The organism is Nonlabens sp. (assembly GCF_018401815.1).
Lineage (GTDB): Bacteria > Bacteroidota > Bacteroidia > Flavobacteriales > Flavobacteriaceae > Nonlabens.
This window is the reverse complement of the sequence record NZ_JAGYKG010000002.1, coordinates 132,021-154,497: the sequence shown is the minus strand read 5'-3', so window position 1 is coordinate 154,497 and position 22,477 is coordinate 132,021. Positions and strand designations below refer to the sequence as shown.

The 22,477-nt window shown below is 38.0% G+C and carries 19 protein-coding genes; 9 read left to right on the top strand and 10 right to left on the bottom strand.

The window, feature by feature from the left end:
* The first annotated feature begins 19 nt into the window (after positions 1-19).
* Positions 20-1,354, top strand: coding sequence for a sugar MFS transporter (locus tag KG732_RS04975; protein ID WP_213521373.1), 1,335 nt, complete (start codon positions 20-22; stop codon positions 1,352-1,354).
* 767 nt (positions 1,355-2,121) lie between these two features.
* Here the strand turns inward: KG732_RS04975 and nqrF are convergent.
* From nqrF to KG732_RS04945, 6 genes are read right to left on the bottom strand one after another with little or no spacing between them, the layout of a single operon-like run.
* Complete coding sequence (gene nqrF, locus KG732_RS04970; protein ID WP_213521696.1) at positions 2,122-3,408, bottom strand: NADH:ubiquinone reductase (Na(+)-transporting) subunit F; 1,287 nt, start codon at positions 3,406-3,408, stop codon at positions 2,122-2,124.
* A 27-nt stretch (positions 3,409-3,435) separates the two neighbouring features.
* Positions 3,436-4,050 carry an NADH:ubiquinone reductase (Na(+)-transporting) subunit E gene (gene nqrE / locus KG732_RS04965; RefSeq protein ID WP_213521372.1) on the bottom strand — a complete coding sequence of 205 codons (615 nt, stop codon included), beginning with the start codon at positions 4,048-4,050 and terminating at the stop codon, positions 3,436-3,438.
* Positions 4,051-4,068: 18 nt separating this feature from the next.
* Positions 4,069-4,770 (bottom strand): NADH:ubiquinone reductase (Na(+)-transporting) subunit D, encoded by a 702-nt coding sequence (locus KG732_RS04960; protein ID WP_213521371.1) that lies wholly within the window; start codon positions 4,768-4,770, stop codon positions 4,069-4,071.
* Positions 4,771-4,813: 43 nt separating this feature from the next.
* A complete protein-coding gene (gene nqrC / locus KG732_RS04955; protein WP_213521370.1) occupies positions 4,814-5,539 on the bottom strand; it encodes an NADH:ubiquinone reductase (Na(+)-transporting) subunit C in 726 nt (241 codons plus the stop codon).
* Positions 5,540-5,541: 2 nt separating this feature from the next.
* A complete protein-coding gene (locus KG732_RS04950; protein WP_101013196.1) occupies positions 5,542-6,717 on the bottom strand; it encodes an NADH:ubiquinone reductase (Na(+)-transporting) subunit B in 1,176 nt (391 codons plus the stop codon).
* 3 nt (positions 6,718-6,720) lie between these two features.
* A complete protein-coding gene (locus tag KG732_RS04945; RefSeq protein ID WP_213521369.1) occupies positions 6,721-8,064 on the bottom strand; it encodes a Na(+)-translocating NADH-quinone reductase subunit A in 1,344 nt (447 codons plus the stop codon).
* A gap of 184 nt (positions 8,065-8,248) precedes the next feature.
* On the opposite strand from KG732_RS04945, the gene KG732_RS04940 reads away from it, so the two are divergent.
* The 4 genes from KG732_RS04940 to pruA all read left to right on the top strand — a co-directional run bounded on the left by KG732_RS04940 (position 8,249) and on the right by pruA (position 12,935).
* Positions 8,249-9,508, top strand: coding sequence for a DUF5103 domain-containing protein (locus tag KG732_RS04940; protein WP_292891389.1), 1,260 nt, complete (start codon positions 8,249-8,251; stop codon positions 9,506-9,508).
* A gap of 29 nt (positions 9,509-9,537) precedes the next feature.
* Positions 9,538-10,737: a DUF3667 domain-containing protein gene (locus tag KG732_RS04935; RefSeq protein WP_213521368.1), complete on the top strand. Its 1,200-nt coding sequence runs from the start codon at positions 9,538-9,540 to the stop codon at positions 10,735-10,737.
* Between the two features lie 3 nt (positions 10,738-10,740).
* Entirely contained in the window at positions 10,741-11,127 is a 387-nt protein-coding gene (gene apaG, locus KG732_RS04930; RefSeq protein ID WP_213521367.1) for a Co2+/Mg2+ efflux protein ApaG, read from the top strand.
* Positions 11,128-11,306: 179 nt separating this feature from the next.
* Positions 11,307-12,935 carry an L-glutamate gamma-semialdehyde dehydrogenase gene (gene pruA, locus KG732_RS04925; RefSeq protein ID WP_213521366.1) on the top strand — a complete coding sequence of 543 codons (1,629 nt, stop codon included), beginning with the start codon at positions 11,307-11,309 and terminating at the stop codon, positions 12,933-12,935.
* Positions 12,936-13,131: 196 nt separating this feature from the next.
* Here the strand turns inward: pruA and KG732_RS04920 are convergent, their stop codons facing one another.
* A complete protein-coding gene (locus KG732_RS04920; RefSeq protein WP_213521365.1) occupies positions 13,132-14,175 on the bottom strand; it encodes an Omp28-related outer membrane protein in 1,044 nt (347 codons plus the stop codon).
* 165 nt (positions 14,176-14,340) lie between these two features.
* On the opposite strand from KG732_RS04920, the gene KG732_RS04915 reads away from it, so the two are divergent.
* On the top strand, positions 14,341-14,820 hold the full coding sequence (locus tag KG732_RS04915; protein ID WP_213521364.1) for a TlpA disulfide reductase family protein: 480 nt from the start codon (positions 14,341-14,343) through the stop codon (positions 14,818-14,820).
* A gap of 31 nt (positions 14,821-14,851) precedes the next feature.
* On the top strand, positions 14,852-16,498 hold the full coding sequence (locus KG732_RS04910; protein ID WP_213521363.1) for a DUF6029 family protein: 1,647 nt from the start codon (positions 14,852-14,854) through the stop codon (positions 16,496-16,498).
* Between the two features lie 53 nt (positions 16,499-16,551).
* Here KG732_RS04910 and rsmG read toward each other — a convergent pair whose 3' ends face one another.
* Positions 16,552-17,193 carry a 16S rRNA (guanine(527)-N(7))-methyltransferase RsmG gene (gene rsmG / locus KG732_RS04905; RefSeq protein WP_213521362.1) on the bottom strand — a complete coding sequence of 214 codons (642 nt, stop codon included), beginning with the start codon at positions 17,191-17,193 and terminating at the stop codon, positions 16,552-16,554.
* A gap of 95 nt (positions 17,194-17,288) precedes the next feature.
* Here rsmG and KG732_RS04900 point away from each other — a divergent pair, with 95 nt between their 5' ends.
* A complete protein-coding gene (locus KG732_RS04900) occupies positions 17,289-18,476 on the top strand; it encodes a pyridoxal phosphate-dependent aminotransferase (protein ID WP_213521361.1) in 1,188 nt (395 codons plus the stop codon).
* A gap of 216 nt (positions 18,477-18,692) precedes the next feature.
* Here the strand turns inward: KG732_RS04900 and KG732_RS04895 are convergent, their stop codons facing one another.
* Together KG732_RS04895 and trkA are read right to left on the bottom strand one after the other, a co-directional pair.
* Complete coding sequence (locus tag KG732_RS04895; protein ID WP_213521360.1) at positions 18,693-20,189, bottom strand: TrkH family potassium uptake protein; 1,497 nt, start codon at positions 20,187-20,189, stop codon at positions 18,693-18,695.
* Positions 20,189-21,538: a Trk system potassium transporter TrkA gene (gene trkA, locus KG732_RS04890; RefSeq protein WP_213521359.1), complete on the bottom strand. Its 1,350-nt coding sequence runs from the start codon at positions 21,536-21,538 to the stop codon at positions 20,189-20,191. The genes KG732_RS04895 and trkA overlap by 1 nt, the downstream gene beginning before the upstream one ends.
* A gap of 203 nt (positions 21,539-21,741) precedes the next feature.
* On the opposite strand from trkA, the gene ubiE reads away from it, so the two are divergent.
* Complete coding sequence (gene ubiE / locus KG732_RS04885) at positions 21,742-22,476, top strand: bifunctional demethylmenaquinone methyltransferase/2-methoxy-6-polyprenyl-1,4-benzoquinol methylase UbiE (RefSeq protein WP_213521358.1); 735 nt, start codon at positions 21,742-21,744, stop codon at positions 22,474-22,476.
* Position 22,477 lies beyond the last annotated feature (1 nt).

Here is a 22,477-nt window from a genome sequence, read left to right as displayed (position 1 = left end):
TTAATTGCACCCCATTTATATGAGTACTAAAAAAGATTATACGTCTGCCTTTGCTTTCTTAACCACCCTTTTCTTTATGTGGGGTTTTATAACGGTATTAGTAGATGCGCTGGTCCCTAGGTTAAAAGATGTGTTTGAATTGAGTTACGGGCAATCTATCATGGTTCAGTTTGCATTTTTTGGTGCGTTTTTTTGCTTTGCCATTCCCTCTAGTTTTTTATTGGAGAAAATAGGCTATCAAAGAGGTATTGTTACCGGTCTGATCGTTATGGGAGTTGCTTGTTGCTTATTCTACCCCGCAGCAAGTTACCGACAGTTTTGGATTTTTATCACGGCCTTCTTCACATTAGCCGCTGGAATTACCTTATTGCAGGTTGCTGCAAACCCTTATGTAACACTTTTGGGTGATGAAAAAACAGCTTCTAGCAGGTTGAACCTATCACAGGCATTTAATAGCTTTGGAACGCTCCTCGCTCCTATAGCTGGCGCATTATTTTTACTGAGTGATAGCGTCATGTCTAGTGAAGGTATTTCAAAATTATCAGAGGCAAATAAAATCACTTATTACGCTGGGGAGGCTTTAACAGTGCAGGAACCCTTTCTTATTATTGCTGGGGTACTCTTTACACTTGCCGCCATATTTGGCTTTACAAAACTACCTTCTCTCTTACAAAAAGCTCCTAAAGACGGCTATTCTAAATTGCTATCTAACAAAAGGTTTTTACTAGGTGTCTTAGGTATATTCATGTATGTAGGAGCAGAAGTCTCTATAGGTAGCTTCTTAGTCAACTATTTTCAGGAGCTGGACGTGATAACGACCATAAAAAATAGTGACTTTTTAAGTAGCTTATCTTCTTTCCTTCTTATAGGGAAAGACATTAGCGAGGTAGATGCTAATGCTATTCTAGGTTCTTTTGTAACCCTTTATTGGGGTGGAGCAATGATAGGAAGGTTTATCGGAGCCTTTTTAATGAGGTTTATAAGCAGTGGTAAACTATTGACGATTTTTGGTATACTCGCTATCACTATGATTTTGATTTCTATAAGCAGTAGTGGCACTACAGCCATGTTTACTATACTGGCAGTAGGTCTATTCAATTCTATCATGTTCCCAACTATATTTAGCCTTGCCTTAGATGGCTTAGACAACTTAAAAGCTCAAGCCTCAGGTCTTCTGGTGATGGGAATAGTTGGTGGTGCGTTTATTCCAAAGTTAGTTGGCACCATAGCAGATGCTTTTGGTACAGACGTTGATGGAAAGGCTACTGGCACAGGTTTAAGCATTGCTTTTCTTGTTCTTTTATTGTGCTACGCCTACATTGCTTACTACGGCTCCACTAAAAGAAATGTGTAACTTAAAACTTAGAAATACTATAAAGTCATTGTACATGCGATGGATTTTTTTGCCCGTTACCCAAGTAGTTGGTTAAAGTATCTAAGTCTATGACACCACTATAGAGACCCTCAATAAGTAGTATTCCTATAAGTTCATGATGCTGTGGCCACGATTTAAACAACAAATGTTAGGTAACTTAAAAAAGTCAATCACCAACAGATGGGTAACATAATTCTTTAAAAGATAATAAGGGATGACTATTACCTAACACCATGGAAAAAGTACATTCCACGCAAAACCCTACATCCTACCGAACATTTATCGAAAATCAAAAAATGGATGCGTATTGAACCAATCGTCTCATAAAATAATGTGGTATAATTTAACGCTAATTGTTAAATAAAAAATCATATAGGTAAGAATATCATTTTAGATCGGTTATCTAGACTGTAGTCGATGATACACGTATTCAACATTAATAAGAGCATGGCCCAATTTAAGCTATCTGAAATCAAACAGCGTGGATATAATAGAGCAGAACATAGAGATATTGTAAGTAGAACAGGGTTGGTGTAGAAGCTATATGCGAAGCTAAAAAAGCCTGATCTTACTAGATCAGGCTTTTCTTATACAACACAGCAGATGCACGAACAGAATAAACTTAAAATGAAACAGTAAAAACAAAAAATCTCATTGAAGCTAGCTTCAATGAGATTTAAATAATAAATTTAATCTTTAATAATCTGTATCGTTTATTTAGGACTACACACAGGATGACGCTCTATCTATCCTCCAAAGTCATCAAAACGTATGTTCTCAGGATCAACTCCAAAGTCCTCTGCCATTTTACCTACAGCATTGTTCATCAAAGGTGGTCCACAAAAATACACTTCTAAGTCTTCAGGAGACTCGTGTTTGTTTAGATATTGATCAATAACCACTTGGTGAATGAATCCAACGAATCCATCACCTTCGGCATCAAGATCTTCTTTTACCTTCCAATTATCATTTTCTGCTGGCTCTGAAAGGGCCAAATAGAATTTAAAGTTAGGAAATTCGCGTTCTAAAGAACGAAAATGCTCAATGTAAAACAATTCTGCCTTGGAACGACCACCATACCAATAAGTCACCTTACGGTTGGTTTTCAATGTTCTAAAAAGCTCGTACAAGTGAGATCGCATAGGTGCCATTCCAGCTCCACCACCTACATATAGCATTTCTGCTTCTGAGTGATTGATGAAAAACTCCCCGTAAGGTCCTGAGACTATTACTTTATCTCCCTTCTTTTGATTAAAAATATAGGAACTGGCAATACCTGGATTAACGTCCATCCATCCGTTCTTTGCTCTATCCCATGGCGGCGTAGCAATACGTACGTTTAACATGATCTCGCGACCTTCTGCAGGGAAAGAAGCCATAGAGTATGCTCTTTCTACTGTTTCAGGATTTTTCATTACTAGTGGCCACAAATTGAACTTCTCCCACTCTGCTTTAAACTTATCTGGAGTATCGTGCTCTTCTGGGTGAGCGGTAATGTCCATATCTTCAAATTTCACTTCGCACTTAGGGATTTCAATTTGAATATATCCACCAGCTTCATAATGCATATCTTCTGGAAGACGAACTACAAACTCTTTAATAAAGGAAGCAACATTGTAATTACGAACTACTTCAGCTTCCCATTTTTTAATACCAAAAACTTCTTCTGGAATTTCAATCTTCATGTCCTGCTTTACTTTCACTTGACAACCAAGTCTCCATCCAGCAGCAATTTCTTTTCTTGTAAAGTGAGGTACTTCAGTAGGCAAAATAGAACCACCACCTTCTGTAACGATACATTTACATTGAACGCATGTTCCACCTCCACCACAAGCAGATGGCAAGAATAATTTGTTATCTCCCAGAGTTCCTAAAAGCGTACTTCCAGAACCTGTAGTAATATCTTTTTCTCCGTTAACGTTAATAGTAACCGGTCCAGAAGGAAGCAATTTAGATTTTGCTCCTAATAAAAGAGATACTAATAATAAAATAAGTGTCAAGAAAATTGCAACACTTGCTAAAACTGTAATCATGTTAGAATCCATAACGATGTTTTCTTTTTAAATTTCTATTCCCATAAAACTCATGAAACCTAAAGCCATAAGTCCGGTGATGATAAATGTTATTCCTAGTCCGCGCAGTGGCGCTGGTACATTAGAGTAAGTAATCTTCTCGCGTATTGCTGCAATAGCAAGTATTGCAAGAAAGAAACCTATACCACTTCCTATACCATAAGTCGCAGCTTCTGAGATTCCTGAAAAATCTTTCTGTTGCATAAATAATGATCCTCCTAAAATAGCACAGTTAACAGCGATCAATGGCAAGAAAATACCCAATGCACCGTACAATGCTGGAGCAAAACGCTCTACTACCATCTCCACCAGCTGCACCATACTAGCTATTACCGCTATAAACATGATAAAACTAAGAAAGGATAGGTCGATACTTGCATACTCTGCATCCAACCATATTAAAGCTCCTGGCTTTAATAAATAGGTGTCCAGCAACCAGTTAATAGGCACTGTGATACCTAATACAAACACTACTGCGGCACCAAGACCTACAGCTGTCTTCACCGACTTTGAAACGGCTAAGTAAGAACACATACCTAAGAAATAGGCGAAAACCATGTTCTCTATAAAAATACTTTTTACAAAAATGTTAATTAAGTCCATTTAGTTCTATTTCTTAAATTAGTTTTGTTCAATTAATGTCCTACTACGACTGCGTTGCACCCATATAATAAGACCTACTGTAATCAAAGCCATAGGAGATAACAACATTAAACCGTTGTTAGAATAACCAGCTTCATACCAAGAGTCTGGGATGATTTGAACACCTAACAATTTTCCAAAACCTAAGAGCTCTCTAAAGAAAGCTACAAGTATGAGTATAAAGGCGTATCCCGCTGCATTTCCTATTCCATCTAAAAAGGATTTGTAAACTCCATTACCCAAAGCAAATGCTTCTAAACGTCCCATTACGATACAATTAGTAATAATCAGTCCTACAAAGACCGATAGTTGTTTAGAGACATCATATGCGTAGGCTCTCAACACTTGATCTACAAGAATTACTAAGGCTGCCACTATTACTAGCTGCACGATAATTCTAATACGAGACGGGATGGAATTACGCAACATAGAAATAATCATGTTACTAAAAGCCATTACCGCCATCACTGCTAGGGACATTACAATTGCAGGTTCTAATTTAACCGTAATTGCCAATGCACTACAGATACCCAAAACTTGTACCGTTATAGGGTTATTATCTGTAAGTGGATCAGTGAGTAATTTCCTGTTTTTCTTACCTAGAAGTCCTTCTCTCTCATCAGTATCTGATAGAAAAAGAATCAAATCTTCTTTTTTTGTTAATTTTTTGTTTTCAGCCATTATGGTTGTTTTTAAATCGCTTTCGCGAAAGCGGAACTATCAACTAGTTAGATGCCACTTTAACGTTCGTGTTATTTTGAAAATAAGGAAGGTAATTCTGGAGGCGTTCGGTAATCATTTTGGTTACGCCGTCACCTGTGATGGTTGCACCAGAAATAGCATCTACTGCATTGTCAGCTTTGTTATCGCCACCTTGATATCCTTTTTGCACGTCAACTCCTACAAAGTTTCCAGAGCTGTCTAAGATTTTTTCATCATCAAAACTTTTCTTGAACCACATTTGAGTGATCTCAGCACCTAAGCCGGGAGTTTCTCCCTTGTGATCAAAAACAGCACCTTTAATAGTGTTCACATCATCTTTAAGAGCTACATAACCCCATATGGCATCCCAAAGACCCTTACCTCTAAGTGGAACTATATAATATTTAGCCCCATCAATATCAGCAACGTATAAAGGAAATGATTGCTCTTCAACATCTTTTTTTAGTTCTTTCTTAAGATCCACGCTAAAAGCATCTACATCACTACGCTCTTGACCTTTACTATCCAGTGCGATACGTTCCACTATATATTTGTCAAATGGTATCTGAGCACTATCTCTTGCCACCTCAATACCTACGGTACCGAGTATATTTTGCATTTTTTCGTTCGTTACATTCTCTGCTTGTGCTGGCTGTAAGGAAGTAGCTGTTAAAGCTAAAGCACTTGCCACTATCGCAATAAGCAGTATCACAAATAAGAAGGTATAAGCGTTTGAATTTCTATCCATTTCTAAGCTGTTTGAAGTTGAGCCTTTGCTTTTGCAAGGCGTTTTTTACGTTTGGACACATTTCCTTGAATCACATAATGGTCTATGGTAGGAGCAAATACATTCATCAATAATATGGCTAGCATGATTCCTTCTGGATATGCTGGATTAAATACACGTATCATGACACCGAAGAATCCACAAAGGAATCCATAAATCCATTTTCCTTTCATGGTCTGAGCAGCACTAACTGGATCGGTCGCCATAAACACAAGACCAAAGGCTAATCCGCCAACGACTAGGTGCATGTACCAATCAAATTGCATTAAGGCATTAAGACCAAAAGCATTGAAAATTAATCCCATCACTGCCGCACCAGCAAAACCACTTAAAATGATTCTCCAGCTACCAACTTTAGTAAGTATCAATATTGCTGCTCCTAAAAGAACTGCGATCGTTGATGTTTCCGATACAGATCCAGGTATAAAACCCGCAGCGGCATCAAAGAAACTATAAGCTACAGATTTACCTTGTGCTAGTGTCCCTAATATGGTTTCTCCAGAAATACTATCCGTCGCCCCTTGGTGAACCCAAATAGCATTACCTGACATGTATAACGGATAGGCAAAAAACGCAAAAGCACGAGCAGTTAGTGCTGGGTTCAATATATTCATCCCCGTACCTCCAAAAGCTTCTTTACCTATCAAAACAGCAAAAGCTACAGAGATAGCCAGCATCCATAATGGAATATCCACTGGAAAAATCATAGGAATTAACAATCCGGTTACTAAATAACCTTCATTCACCTCGTGACCTCTATAGATCGCAAAAATAAATTCAATGGTTAATCCTACCACATAACTCACAATAATTAATGGAGTCACTAGTATCGCACCTTCTATAAAAGCATCCCAAAATGGCACATCGGTAACGTTTGCTAGACCTAAGTCTTGATACAGGTATTGAGCACCTGTATTCCACATACCAAAAAGAAGTGCTGGTATTAAAGCAAATACAACAGTAATCATCGTGCGCTTTAAATCCACCACATCACGTATATGTGCTCCTTTTTTAGTGGTGTGATTAGGAGTGTATAAAAACGTGTCAAAAGCATTGATCGCTGGTGCAAATTTTTCAAATTTTTGCCCAGGTTCAAACGGCTTTCTTGCTTGGTCTAATTTGTTTCTAACCCATTTCATAATTTATCCTACTTCTGTTATCATTAAATCTAATCCCAGACGAATCACTTCTTGAGCCTCTAGTTTAGACGTATTTGTAAAATCAATTAACGCAAAATCCTCTGGAGCTACTTCATAGATTCCTAAATTTTCCATTTGTTCGATATTTCCAGCCATACAGGCTTTTATAAGCTGCAATGGATAGATATCCATAGGCAACATTTCTTCCATTTCTCCGGTCACCACTAATGCGCGTTCTTCACCATTAAGATTGGTATCTACAGTGCGCTTTCCCCCTAATAATTTAGAAAAAGAAGTACCTGCATTAGAAGGCACATTATTACGGGTAAATGGCATCCAACCAAAGAAAGCGTATTCATTACCTTCTGGGATTAAAGTGAGCGTATTGTGATAATAATTTAAAAACTGATCATTACTCAAACGGTCTCCAGTTAACACATCGCCTGAAATAATACGGGTATGATCTGTATCTACTGTTCCAATTATACTATTGACTTGCGCGCCTACTATAGTGTTATAATATTTACGATCTGATTCTTTTGCATCAGTACCAACTAATGCAACTGTTCTTTCTGGCTTAAATTCGCCTGTCAGAAAAAGATGACCTATTGTAGCTACATCTTCTGGACCTACTGTCCAAACGCGTTCTCCCATATTAATGGGATCCAGCTTATGAATTTGCACCCCTACGTTACCTGCAGGATGAGGTCCTGTAACTGTATGCACCTCAGCATTCTCAACTCCTTGAAGAGAAGAGCCTTTACCTACACTTAGATGCACTTTACCACTGGTCAATTTGCTTAACGCAGTGATACCGGCTTGAAAATCACCCATCTTATCTGCGAGATATACTTCTGGATCTCCAGCAAGTGGAGCCGTCGCATAGGCAGATATAAAAATAGACTTAGGCGTGTCTCCAGAGTTTGCTATGACGCTATAAGGACGCTGTATAATAAATGGCCAGCAGCCACTTTCTAACAATAAGTCCCGCACTTGATCTGCACTTGCAGTAGCCAGGTCCATATTCTCGTGATGCACAGCTTCATTGCTCGTGTTAGGAGAAATTCTAACTTCGAGAATGCGCCTTTTTGCACCGCGCAAGATTTCAGTAATAGTACCACTTACTGGAGCAGCAAACTTTACCTTCTCATCATACTTGGAATAAAAAATAGGTTCACCAGCTTTAACTATTGCTCCTTCCTTAAGTAGTAACTTGGGAACCATCGCATGAAAATCAGCCGGTTTTATCGCATAAATGGAAGACTGTGGAGCTGCGACAATATTCTTGTCAGCCTCGCCTTTGAGCTTTAAATCAAGCCCCTTTTTTACTCTAATGTCCTTTGACATAGGATGTTATATTTAATCTTTTTTAAAAGTGTGCAAATTTACGCAATAAAGCCTTTATAATATACTCTTAATATTATTTAGAAATGTTCTAAATAGATCGTTTTATTTAATAAAGCATCGCTTTCGCGAAAGCATTTACATTAACAGCAATTCTACTATATTTATACCTTACTAACGCTCCAATATGAAGTCGTACATTTTATTCTATATTACAGTTTTTTTAATCTTTTTCCACGCAAATTCTCAGACCGAAAAAGAACTGGTCCAAGATCCTGATTATATCAAATCGGTGACCTTTAATAAACCACCAGAAAACATGCTGCCTGTATTTCAATTAGGAGAGGCGTTTGAAATGAGTTTTGACGATGTCATAGGAGACGAGGCTGATTATTATTATCGCTTTGAGCATTATGATTACGACTGGAAACCTAGTCAGCTTTTTAAAAATGAGTTTCTTAAAGGAATCGATGACATGCGCATTTTTAATTACCGCAATTCCTTTACCACCATACAGCCTTATTCTCATTATGATTTAAGAATACCCAATCAGTTCACCCAAGGCTTTAAAGTGAGTGGGAATTACATGATCCATATTTATAATTCTGATCAAGAACTTGTTTTCTCTAGAAAATTTATGGTCTTGGATCAAAAATCTGTAGTAGGTGTAGAAATCAAACGCGCCCGTGATTTAAACTATGTGTTGACTCAACAGCGGGTGCAGTTCTTTATAGATTCTAAAGAGATCAATTTTATCAACCCCAACGACCAACTCAAAATTGCTATCATACAAAACAGCGACTTAAATACCATCATCACCGACATAAAACCTCAATTTAATCTAGGAAATAAGCAAGTTTACCGATATGACGAACAAACCTCTTTCTGGGCTGGTAATGAATTTCTCAACTTTGAAAATAGAGATTTTAGATCTCCTAATGTGAACATAGATTTTGTACGTAAAGGAGACTTGTACAATGCCTACCTATTTGTAGATGGCCCTCGTAAAAACCTAGAATACACCTTTAATCCAGACATTAATGGTAACTACCTGGTTACAACCCTTACTAATGAGGATAACGCCGTACAGGCAGAGTATGTCAATATTCATTTTGCCCTAGATACACAAGACATACAATTGCCCCCAGATGCTAAAATATATATCATGGGTAATTACAACGCCTTCCAACTCCAACCAGAAAACGAAGCGGTTTACAATTCCAAAACAGGAAAATATGAAGCCACTATATTGTTAAAGCAAGGATTCTACAATTATAGATATATGGTTGTTTATGAAGATGGAACACAAGACCCTGGTTTTATAAGTGGGAACAAATGGCAAACAGAAAACCAATATTCTGTGTTGGCATATTACAGAGAATTAGGCGGTCGTTACGATCAATTAATAGGAATAGGGGAGGCTAATTCTCAAAATATAACGAATTGATTACCTTTATAAGTGATTAAGCATGATTCATGAAACCTACCACCAGATCGCTTATTAAATACAGAGGTGAAGAATGCCTCAACTGCTCTACACCACTTGATGTAGAAGATAAATACTGCCATCAATGTGGACAACTCAATTCTAAAAAGCAACTGGCACTCCAAGATTTCTTTGGCGAGTTCTTTTCCAATATCTTTTCTTACGACAGCCGCATCTGGCGTACGATCAAGCACCTGTTGTTTAAACCTGGTTATGTAAGCAGGCAATTTATACATGGTAAAAGATTGAGTTATGCCAATCCATTTCGCTTCTTTCTTAGCGTATGTATTATTTTCTTTTTAATGATACAATTACAAAATTTTGTAAAAATTTTTACAGAAGATCAAATAGAGAGGGCAGTCGCAGAGGTCAAAAATAACGATGCTGCTACAGATTTTAGTGGCGGCAACATTTCAGTTGATCTTGATGATGACAATAATAAAGTACAACTCACAGAGGAAGAGCTACAAGAAATTGAGGGAAAACCTATTGTGGGTAAGTATATAGCTAAGAAAATACGCAAAGGGCAAGCAACAGTTGTGGCCGCAGATAGCCTAGCGGTAGAAGAATCAAAAAAAGAAAAAGACTTCTCTACAGACGTTCTGACACAAAAAGACATGGACAGCCTAGGTGCTTTCAGTTCCTTATTTAAACAAATAGAATTTTACAGCGACTTCTACAAAGCGCATAAAATAGCAGACCCTGCAACGGCGTTGGCACAAATGGAGCACGACAATTCGCCTTATAATCAATCCGTTTATGAAAAAAATGTGTTGATCCATCGCATAAGTACTGACCCTACCATTCTAGTTGATATTATTTTACCTAAACTCCCTGTGTTTCTTTTTCTATTCACCCCATTGTTAACCCTATTTCTATGGCTGCTTTATACCCGCAGGGATTTTACTTACATGGAGCACTTGATTTTTACATTTAACACCTTTACGTTTACCTTTCTGTGCATGATTCTTATTACGTTGATCCAGTGGCTCAGTTGGAATTATATCGACCTCACTGCATTCTTTTTTTGGTTTATAGGGCCTTTTTACCTGTATAAATCCTTGCGCCATTTTTATGGACAAAAACGCTTGAAAACCATTATTAAATTTTTTGTGATAAGCTTTATATTTGTAGCAGGACTATTATTTGGAGGGATTTTATTACTTTTGATAGGAATTATTCTATATTAATATATGATACAACAGGTTACAAGAGGTATTAAAATCTCGGTACAGACGAGTTTTGAAGGTACATTTTATAAAAATTATAAGATGCACTTTGCCTTTGCCTATATCATTACCATAGAAAATCAAAGTAAAGATTCTGTACAACTCAACACTCGACACTGGCGTATTAAGGACAGCCTAAGTCGCACAGAGCACCTCGATGGAGAAGGGGTCATAGGTAAAAAGCCAGTTCTTAAACCAGGGCAGTCGCATAGCTACCAAAGTGGTTGCTTACTGACTTCTCCTTTTGGCAACATGAGTGGTTTTTACAATATGGTTAATTTCACTACTTCTAACCAATTCAGCGTTATTATTCCTGCCTTTAAACTAAGCGCCCCGTTTGCACTAAATTAGGGCTCCATAATTTTCAGCATTTATTTTTACAACAGTTAATTACCAACTCACTCTCCTGTAAAAAGGCAGCTGCCTTTTTACCTATACTTCTAGATTAAGATTACTTTACCCTTATCGAGTGGGGAGAAACGCTAGATTATTCGTAATTTCACCCACAAATTTAAAACACACTATAGATCATGGGAAAAGGATTTTTCAACGTCCCAGTTGCTGTAAACGAGCCTATTAAAACATATGCTCCAGGAACTGCAGAAAGAGACCAAGTGCTAGCAGCTTACAGAGAATTGTGGAATACCAACACAGAAGTACCTTTATACATCAATGGAAAAGAGGTGAAAACTGGAGATACTGCACCTATAAGACCCCCACATGACCACCAACATATAGTAGGAAACTACCACAGAGGAGGCAAAAAAGAAGTTCAAGATGCCATCGCTTCTTCCTTAGAAGCACGTAAAAAGTGGTCTCAAATGCCATGGGAACAAAGAGCTGGTATTTTTTTAAAAGCAGCAGAGCTAGTTGCGGGTCCTTACAGAGCGCGTATTAATGCGGCAACCATGATCAATCAGTCCAAAACGATTTACCAGGCTGAAATAGATGCTGCTTGTGAATTGGTAGATTTCTTGAGGTTCAACGTGCAGTACATGACAGAAATTTATGCAGAGCAACCTGAATCTACTTCTGGAGCTTGGAATAGATTAGAATACCGCCCTTTAGAAGGTTTTGTATACTGTATTTCTCCATTTAACTTTACCGCTATTGCGGGCAACCTTCCTTCTAGCGCTGCATTAATGGGTAATGTGTGTGTCTGGAAGCCTAGTGACCATCAAATGTTAAGCGCACAAGTCATTGTAGAAGTATTTAAAGAAGCTGGTGTTCCTGACGGTGTGATCAATATGGTCAATGCGGATCCGGTTATGATGACTAACGAGGTCATGACACATGCAGATTTTGCAGGTGTTCACTTCACCGGTTCTACAACAGTATTTAAAAGCCTATGGTCCAAAATAGGTGAAAACATCACTACCTATAAGACCTATCCCAGAATAGTAGGTGAAACAGGTGGTAAAGACTTTATCGTTGCTCATAAAAGCGCTGTCCCTGCTCAAGTTGCTACAGCAATAGTGAGAGGTGCTTTTGAATTTCAAGGTCAGAAATGTAGTGCCGCTTCCCGTGCTTATGTACCTAAAAGTATGTGGCCAGAAGTGGAAAAATACATTCGTAAAGATGTAGAGAGTTTTAAAATAGGATCTCCAGAAGACATGAGTAATTTTATTACTGCTGTGATTCATGAGGGCTCGTTTGACAACTTAGCATCCTATATTGATGGTGCAAAAAAAGACTCTAATGCTGATGTGATCATAGGAGGAACCTACGATAAGTCTAAAGGATGGTTTGTAGATCCAACAGTTATTTTAACCACAGACCCTAAATATGTAACCATGGAGACGGAATTATTCGGTCCAGTAATTACTGTTTATGTGTATGAAGATGAGGAGTATGCAGCGATGTTGAAACTTGTTGATGAAACTAGTGAATACGCTCTTACTGGCGCCATACTAGGATCTGATCGTTATGCTGTCACTCAAGCCACTCAGGCCCTCGAGAATTGTGCAGGTAACTTTTACATCAATGATAAGTGCACCGGTGCGGTAGTTGGACAACAACCATTTGGTGGAGCTCGTGCCTCTGGAACCAATGATAAAGCAGGTTCTAAATTGAACTTACTCCGATGGGTTTCTGCCCGTATGATTAAAGAAACATTTGTAACACCTACAGATTACAGATATCCTTTCATGGGAGAGTAAGAACAACCATATCATAACCAAAACAGCAGCTCTTATTCTAAGAAAAAGAGCTGCTGTTTTGGTTTCTGTTCATCTTCTACACAGTGTTAACCTTTTCCCACTACCTAATAAAAGTCTTAAGTTATTTCTAAAGAATAGGTTCCATAAAAAAAGCGCCCTGTACGGGCGCTTTTCTAAAAACAGACTATTTAGTGTTTTAGTCAAAATCAACAGTTGCACCTACCGCTGCATGCTGTACGTTTACCACTTTACCGGAACCGTCTACAACAAAAGCAACAATATCCATATCTGCAGTATTTGTTCCAGAAGGAATATTAGCAGATAAAGTTACCGAATACTCACCACCACCTACTTGTTGATCAGCTGGAATTGCATCTCCAAAAATGTCTGTAAATGCAGCTCTCAAAATGTCATTATGAACAAAATTTGAAATAGTGCTCACACCACCCCAATTATTAGTATAGTTAGTTTGCGGGGCTACTTTACCATTTTCTAATAACATAGCCACTAATTTCATATCGCTGGTATCAAAGTCAAAACCAACCTTAATAGTAGCAGAAACTGAATTTCCACTCATCGTAGAATTAATTGCTAATCCTAGAGGTCTAGTACCATTAAGTAAAGCCATAGGTTGTGAAACATTCATCGTGCTTCCTGTAACCGCTTGCCACTCGGCATCTCTATTTAGTATTCCCGTCGGAAAACCAGTAACCCCAAACTGTGATCTCATTTGAGCTTCTAATGGAAACTGCATAGAGTCACCATTATGAACTGCAACTGCAATTACATTTTCACCATTTGTAGCATTGTGAACATCAATAATTCCTTGAGATATACGCGGGCACCACCCACACCATGCACCAGTGTAATCTTCAATTAAAGCTTTAGTGGTAAAACTAGGCTGAATCACCTCTACAGTGAGAGAATTTGCATTATCAGAACCTACCACAGCCGTAACTGTTTTAGTTCCTATTCCCACCATATTAAAAATATTGCCTCCTATATCATTCCCATCTACTGAGATGGTGGCATTGGAAGTAACATTTGCTCCAGCAGCATCAGTTACTGTAAAAGTTACGATAGTATTTTCATAAACCCTGCTCTCGTCTGCAGATAAAATAAGTTCACCATTGCCATTGTTGTTGCCTCCTTCATTTTGATCGGTAGGCTCAGTGGTACAAGAAGTTATGCCAATTGCAAGAAATAAGGCAAACATCTTTAAAAAATTAGCTGTTTTCATAAATTGTGTTTTAACTTTTATTTAAGGATTTTTCAAATGTAACCCTTTTTCAATATTTTAATTATTATTTGAGGAAGTTTTGCGAAAAAAATTGATTTTGATGCTTTCTCCTTATTATTAGATTGAAATAATTATCATTGCATATCTTAAACCTTATTCCTACTTATGAAACAATTAATATTCTTAACCGCTTTTTTAAGTTTCGCTTTCGCGAAAGCACAAACAGAATTACCAGAATTAATCTTAAGAAACATTTCAGGAAAAAAAGTCAACATACAACAACTATCTGAAGGGACCCCTATCGTCTTTTCATTTTGGGCAACTTGGTGCACTCCTTGTATGCGGGAATTGGACGCTATTAAAGAGCACTATTCATATCAACAGAAAGAATTTGGCTTTGAGGTAGTTGCTATTGCGACAGATGATGCTCGCACAAAACAAAGAGTAAAAACAGAATCGATGGGACGCAACTGGCCTTACGAGATTCTATTGGATACTAAAAATGTGTTGATCAGATCTTTAGGAAACCCCCAAATTCCATTGACCTTGATTGTAAAAAACAATAAAATAGTTTACCGCCATTCCAGTTTTACGCCAGGTGCAGAACTTGAATTATTTGAAGAATTCAAAAAACATCTTGATTAATAGAATTCCGAATCCAAACCACCCTAACTTTATGAAAAAATTACTTTTTACCGCTGCAGCAATTTGTTGTCTAAATATTTCAAAAGCACAGAATGGAAACTTCACTGGAGGCTTTGAATCCAACTCACAATGGTATCAAAATGATCCCGGACTTGATAATGACGGTGATGGAATAGGTATTACAGCACCTCAAGACCAATTAAGATCTAATAATTACTTTAAATTAAATTACAACTACGGCAAGTTTACCGCAGGTGCACAATATGAAATGTACCAACCCTCTCCGTTATTAGGTTATTTTCCTGGCTATGCCGATAATGCAATAGCAACTTTCTTTGCCAACTTTAGACATAAAAAACTAGATGTAACTGCAGGAAACTTTTACGATCAATTCGGTAGCGGATTGATTTATAGATCATGGGAGGACCATACCCTGGGTGTTGATAATTCCATAAGGGGTATAAGAGTAAATTATCAGTTTACTGATTATCTTGAGGCTACAGGCTTTTCAGGAAACCAAAGAGCTGCTTTTGAGCTATCTGAGGGAACTGTCCAAGGTGTAAATACCGAATTAGATCTAGGAAGCGCATTAAACCTAGAGACTTCTATACGTGTAGGGGCAAGTTATGTAGGCCGTTACCAGCCGTCTACCAGTCCGGATCCAAATTTTCCAGCTACCGTAAATGCCTACAGTATCCGATCTGATGTTTTTATGAAAGCCTTAAATTTTGGTTTTGAATACGTTTATAAAGAGCCTGATGCATTTATTTTAGGTGGTACTGCTCAAAATGGAACTTATAGCGATGGAAGAGCATTTCTTTTTACCGCAGGTTATGCGGTGCCCGGACTAGGGGTAAACGCAGTAGTTAGATCTCTTGAAAATATGGGTTTTTATTCTGATCGTGAACAACAAGGAAATGCATTTTTACAGCAAACTATTAACTTCATACCTGGCTATACCAAACAGAGCAGCTATGCGGTAAGCAATATATATGTATATGCCCCACAGGCCTTACTCTCACCTGCTGAAAACAAAGCTGGTGAAATAGGGGGCCAATTAGACGTCGTTTACACCGCTAAAAAAGGAAGCTTGTTAGGAGGTGAAAAAGGAACAACTTTTTCATTCAACTACTCTAATTGGAGTGGCCTAGAGGCAAGTTTTGACCTTGCCAACAACACCTATGAAGCTTCTCTTTTCTCCAGAGGGGAGCGTTACTTTGAAGAATACAGCCTTGAAGTTTATAAAAAAATAAACGATCGCTTTTCGGTAAAGTTAACTGGAACACAAACCTATTACGATGGAATCATTATTGAAGGAGCTACTTTTAGACTTAATGGTACCGCCATAGTAGGTGATTTTCTTTATGAATTAGAAGATGGCAAAAGTATGCGCCTGGATTTACAACATCTAGCAGCAGATGCTGATCGAGGCAATTGGGCTGCCGCTACATTAGAATATGCATTTAGCTCCTCCCTATCCATTTATGCACTTGATCTATATAATTATAGTGAAACAGATATTCACTATTATTCATTAGGAGGCAGCTATACCAAAGGAAGAAGTAGGATCGCTCTTAACTTTGGTCGCCAGCGTGGTGGTCTTATTTGTGTGGGAGGTGTTTGCAGGTTTGTTCCAGAAAATACTGGGTTTACGTTAAACTTAAGCACTAATTTCTAGAAAAAAATAGCTCTCTATAGAAAAAGGAGCTTCCTTCGAACTCCTTTTTTTTACTATAATTCCAAGTGCACTACTTTTTTTGTTTGAAAAAATGGGTCTTCAAAAACTTCTTCTAACTCGTATACACGAGCTTTAGGAAATTGTTTTAACTCTTCTGTAAGATCGCCCCCTTTTAAATAAAGAATCCCATTTTTCAAGGTGTGAAAACTATCCTTCCTGACTTTATTCTTTACCCAAGTTACAAAATCGGGCATGTTAGTAACTGCTCTTGATACGATAAAATCAAAACGCCCTTTCACTGTTTCTGCTCTTCCATGCTCGGTAGTTACGTTCTCTAATCCCAAAGCCTCCACAACAGCGTCGACTACTTTAATTTTTTTACCTATTGCGTCAATAAGATGAAAACTTGTTTTAGGAAACATAATGGCCAGTGGTATCCCAGGAAAGCCCCCACCTGTTCCTACATCCAACACTCTAGTCCCGCCTGATGTATTGGGTAAGCTTTCGCGAAAGCGAACTACAGAAACAATCCCTAAAGAATGTAACACATGTCTGGTATATAACTGATCGATATCTTTTCTAGAAATCACATTGATCTGCGCGTTCCACTCTGTATATAAATCTCCCAGTTTTGAAAATTGTTCTAACTGATGAGCTGTAAGGTGTGGGAAGTATTCTTTTATAATTTGATGCACTATTTATATTTTGTGCAAAAATAAAATATTAATTGTCGCCATATGCGATTGTTAATTCAAGTGTTGTGATATTTTTGTGTTATAATTAAAAGACTATGAACTCTCAACTTTCTGATCGCATTAACAATTTACCTGTAAGTGCAACACTAGCAATGGCCGCGAAAGCTCGCGAATTAAAAGAACAAGGTAAAGACATCATAGGTTTAAGCCTAGGTGAGCCTGATTTTAATACTCCAGATTTTGTAAAGGATGCCGCCATAAGAGCCATCAACGAGAATTACAACAGTTATTCTCCTGTAGACGGCTACAACGAACTCAAAGATGCGATCATACTCAAATTTAAAAGAGACAACCACTTGACTTATGACCGCAGTCAGATCGTAGTCTCTACGGGAGCAAAACAATCTATTGCCAACGTTGCTATGGTATTGCTCAATAAAGGAGATGAGTGTATTCTTCCTGCTCCTTACTGGGTGAGTTATGCCGCCATAGTGGAACTTGCTGAAGGCACCCCTGTGGAAGTAAGCGCTGGTGTAGAGCAAAACTTTAAAATTACCGCAGCACAATTGAGAGCTGCCATTACTCCTAAAACTAAAATGATGTTGTTTTCTTCCCCTAACAACCCAAGCGGTAGTTTGTACACAGAAGAAGAACTACAAGCATTTGCAGAGGTACTTGTTGACTATCCTAATATCATCGTAGTAAGCGATGAAATCTATGAACATATTAACTACACAGGAAAGCATGCAAGCATGGCAGCTATTCCAAGCATGTATGATCGTACTGTCACTATAAACGGTGTGAGTAAGGCATTTGCGATGACTGGATGGAGGGTAGGTTATATAGGCGCACCAACATGGATTGCTAGGGCATGTAACAAGATGCAAGGTCAAATTACCAGCGGCACGAACTGCATCGCACAACGAGCTGTAATCACCGCACTAGAAGCTCCTGTTTCAAAAATCCAATACATGATCGATGCATTTGCAGAACGCCGTGACTTAATTTTAAACCTGCTTTCTGAGCTTAAAGGGGTTATCACAGATGTTCCTGATGGTGCATTTTATGTGTTTCCAGATATTTCAGAATGGTTTGGAAAAACAGTAAAAGGACATCAAATTAAAACCTCAAGCGACTTCTCTTTAATGTTATTGGAAGAAGCAAATGTAGCTACCGTTTCTGGAGAAGATTTTGGCGCTCCTAATTGTATTCGCATTTCTTATGCGGCTAGTTCAGAACAAATAACAGAGGCTATTAGAAGGATTAAAGAAGTGCTTTCATAAAATTAATTGATCTGATAAGAATATATCAAACAGGCTATCCCCAATTTGGCCTCTCCTCTATAGAGGAAACTTCTCTTATCATAAAAAAATCTTGAACAGCACCGCTTAAAGGATGTAAGAAATCAGACGATCCATAAACTCAAGGCACAACCACGAGTTTATGGATTCTTTATTTTACCCCAATAGCGATTTGGATTGTGAATGGGTAATTAAAAACTACCTATTCCTCCAGAAAAAAGGGGTCAATAGGATTAACACAGTAAACAACTCCAGTCTACCTATCAACATTAAAAAACAACACCACCATTTTCCTAACTGAGGTAATCCAGCAAAATTAGCTACAGGAGATAGGTCACCAAAAGCTGGTCCAACGTTCCCTAGACTACTTAAAGCACCACCAATAGCTGTTTCAAAATCTAATCCTAAAGCGGCTAGCACAGTGGCTCCTATTATAAAAGAAAGCATGTAAAGAATAAAGAATCCCAGTACATTGAAAACAATACCACTTTGTAAAGCGCTACCATTATAGCGTATAGGTAAAATAGCATTTGGATGCAGTGTTCTTTTAAATTCCATAATACCGTTGCGTATTAAAATAATATGACGCATCACTTTAATTCCGCCAGCAGTGGAACCCGCACTACCGCCTAAAAAGAACAAACCAAAAAACATGATGGTTAAAAAAGGGGTCCACATGGTATAGTCTGCCGAAACAAATCCAGTAGTTGTAATGACGGCTAAAACTTGAAAAGTACTGTGTCTAATGGCACTTTCAGCTTCTCCCAACACCATTGGATGTGCAATAGAGGAGGACAATGGGTCTGCCTGAAAGTAAATCAGGATTCCTCCTAAAATAGAAAAACCCACTACAAAAAAAGTATACCATTTGAACTCTGTATCATTTAAAATTTTGCTCAACCTTCCTTTAATAGCAAAGTAACTTAAAACAAAGTTGGCTCCAGCAATAAACATAAAGGTAATGATGATCCATTGTATAGCTGGATGGTCATTCCAGAAAGCTATACTCGCATTTTTTGTTGAAAAACCTCCCGTAGAAAGTGTACTTAAGGAATGATTCACTGCATCAAACCAGCCCATTCCAGCAATTCTAAGTAACAAGGTTTCTATTGTAGTAAAACCTACATAAATCAACCAAAGCCTTTTTGCTGTATCTGTGATGCGTGGATGCAACTTATCGGCACTTGGACCAGGAGCCTCTGCAGCAAAAAGCTGCATACCTCCAATTCCCAATAAAGGTAAGATAGCGACAGCGAGAACAATAATACCCATACCCCCTATCCAGTGAGTGAGGCTGCGCCAAAATAGAATCCCTTTGGGCATGATTTCTATATCGTTCATGATACTAGCACCCGTAGTGGTAAAACCACTCATGGTCTCAAAAAAGGCATCGGTATAATTAGTGATCGCGCCTGTAAACATATAAGGCATAGTACCGGCAAATGCCATGATCAACCAGCCTAAAGTTACAATGAGATAACCATCCTTTTTATTCAGCACTTTTATATGATTACGGGTCAGGAACATCACTAAGCCTCCTAGAGTTACAGCCACACCTGCAGCGGCAAGAATATCAAAACCTTCACTCTCTGCATAAATAGCGCTAACTAATGCAGATAGTAACATGAACCCGCCGTTAAAAACTAAAAGCAGTCCCATGATAAAAACAATGATCTTATAATTAAGTTGTGTCATTATAAGAAAAGTTTTTCCACCTTTGAAATGGAACGTGGTAAACAACAAACGACCACTCGATCTCCTGCCTCGATAACAAAACTTCCCAAAACTATATTACCTATCCCTTCTCTTATCACTCCACCTATGATTGCGCTTCTAGGCACCCCTGCATTTGCTATCCTTTTTCCACATACTGCACTATCTGGTTGTACGATAAACTCTAGCAACTCGGCATTCATGTTGTTGAGTTTTGTCATCGCAACTACTTCTCCTTTGCGCACATATCGAAAGATATTATTAGCTGCAAGTAATTTTTTATTAATCAGTGTGTCTATTCCAATACTATGAGACAATTGAAAATAATCCATATTCTCTACAAGTGATATAGTTTTCTTGACGCTTTTACTTTTTGCCATCAAACAGGAAATGATATTGGTCTCACTATTTCCTGTAACTGCGATAAAAGCGTCCATTTCATGAATATTTTCTTCTTGAAGCAGTTCCACATTGCGGCCATCGCCGTTGAGAACCAGCACCTCTGGTAATGCATCCGCCAGATCAAATGCTTTTTTGGCATCCTTTTCTATCAATTTCACATTGACACCGGCCTTAGCCAGCTGCATGGCACTTTGTTTACCTATGTTACTACCTCCTAATATCATAACATTACGCATGACGTGTTTTGTTTTCCCAGTAAGCTTATACAATTCCTCCACTCCACCAGTGGTGGTTATAAAATACACTTGATCACCTTCTTTAAACTGGGTATCCCCTCTAGGGATTAAGGTATATTGAGTACCAAAACGCTGTATAGCAATAGGCATAAAATGGATTTCAGGAAAAATTTCTCCTGCCTGTTGCACTGTTTTACCAACAAATTGTGCGGTGCGCTGCAGGTTCACCCCTACCATAGTAAGTGCTCCTTGCTCAAACTCATAACTATCGTTAAAAGCACTTTGATTGAGGAGTAGTTCAATTTCCTTACTCGCCAAAGCTTCAGGAGAGATCAACTCATCAATCCCAAATCCTGCAAACCCAATAGAATCTTGATGTTCTAGAAATTCTGTATTGGTGATACGTGCAATAGTACGTTTTGCGCCCAGTTGTTTTGCCAGCACACAAATAGTGATATTGGTAGTTTCACTACTGGTCACCGCTATCACTAAATCTGCTTGATCTATTCGTGCATCTTGAAGAATTTTAATCGATGTAGAATCACCTCGCATCACTCGTATATCTAAATGAGTATCTGCGTAATGCAAACTTTCCTGAACAGGATCAATTAATGTAATATCTTGTGACTCATAAGAGAGTAGTTTTGCTAAATGAAAACCTACCTCGCCAGCCCCTGCAATAATGATTTTCATAGAATCGTATCTGTAACAAGTCAAAGATACTAGAATGTAATCTAAAATTTAAAAAAACTGAGTTTTTAATGATCCATTGAATAATACACCGCTTTCGCATTGAGCTGTCCTTACTTCAACCTCCCTCCAAGAAATAGATTAGAAAGCAGCATAGCAATAAGCTCAACACTCTGCATTATATTTGCTCCTTTAAATTGAAAATTGTGTCAAAAGAAGTAAAGCCTTACCAAAAAGAAGATTCTGGAAAAAAAGAACAAGTCACTAAGATGTTTGACACCATAAGTAAAGAGTATGATGGTCTCAACCGAATGATCTCTCTTGGTCTTGACCAAAAATGGCGTGATAATGTCGTGAAAATAGTTGCAGCACAGCATCCAGAAGTGATCATGGATATCGCTACTGGAACTGGTGATTTGGTTATTAAAATGGCACAACAAACTGACGCAAAAAAGCTAATTGGTTTAGATATTTCTTCCGGTATGCTAGAGGTAGGCAAGGTAAAAGTAACAGAAGCGCATTTAGATGAGCGTGTTAAAATGGTATTGGGGGATTCTGAAAATTTGCAATTTGAAGATGCCTCTATAGACGCCGTAACCGTTTCTTACGGAGTGCGTAATTTTGAAGATCTTGAAAAAGGATTGACTGAGATTTTAAGAGTTTTAAAACCTGGTGGAATTTTAGTGATTTTAGAAACCAGTGTACCTACAACGTTTCCTTTTAAGCAAGGTTATTATTTTTATTCTGGTGTGATCGTACCTACACTTGGGAAATTATTTTCAAAGGATAAAATCGCTTACCGTTATTTATCCAATAGTGCTTCTAAATTTCCTTATGGAGAGAAGTTCAACAATATTTTAAAGAAAGTAGGGTTTAAAGAAGTACAAAACGAATTGCAATTTCATGGTGCATCCACCATTTATAAAGCAGTAAAATCATAAT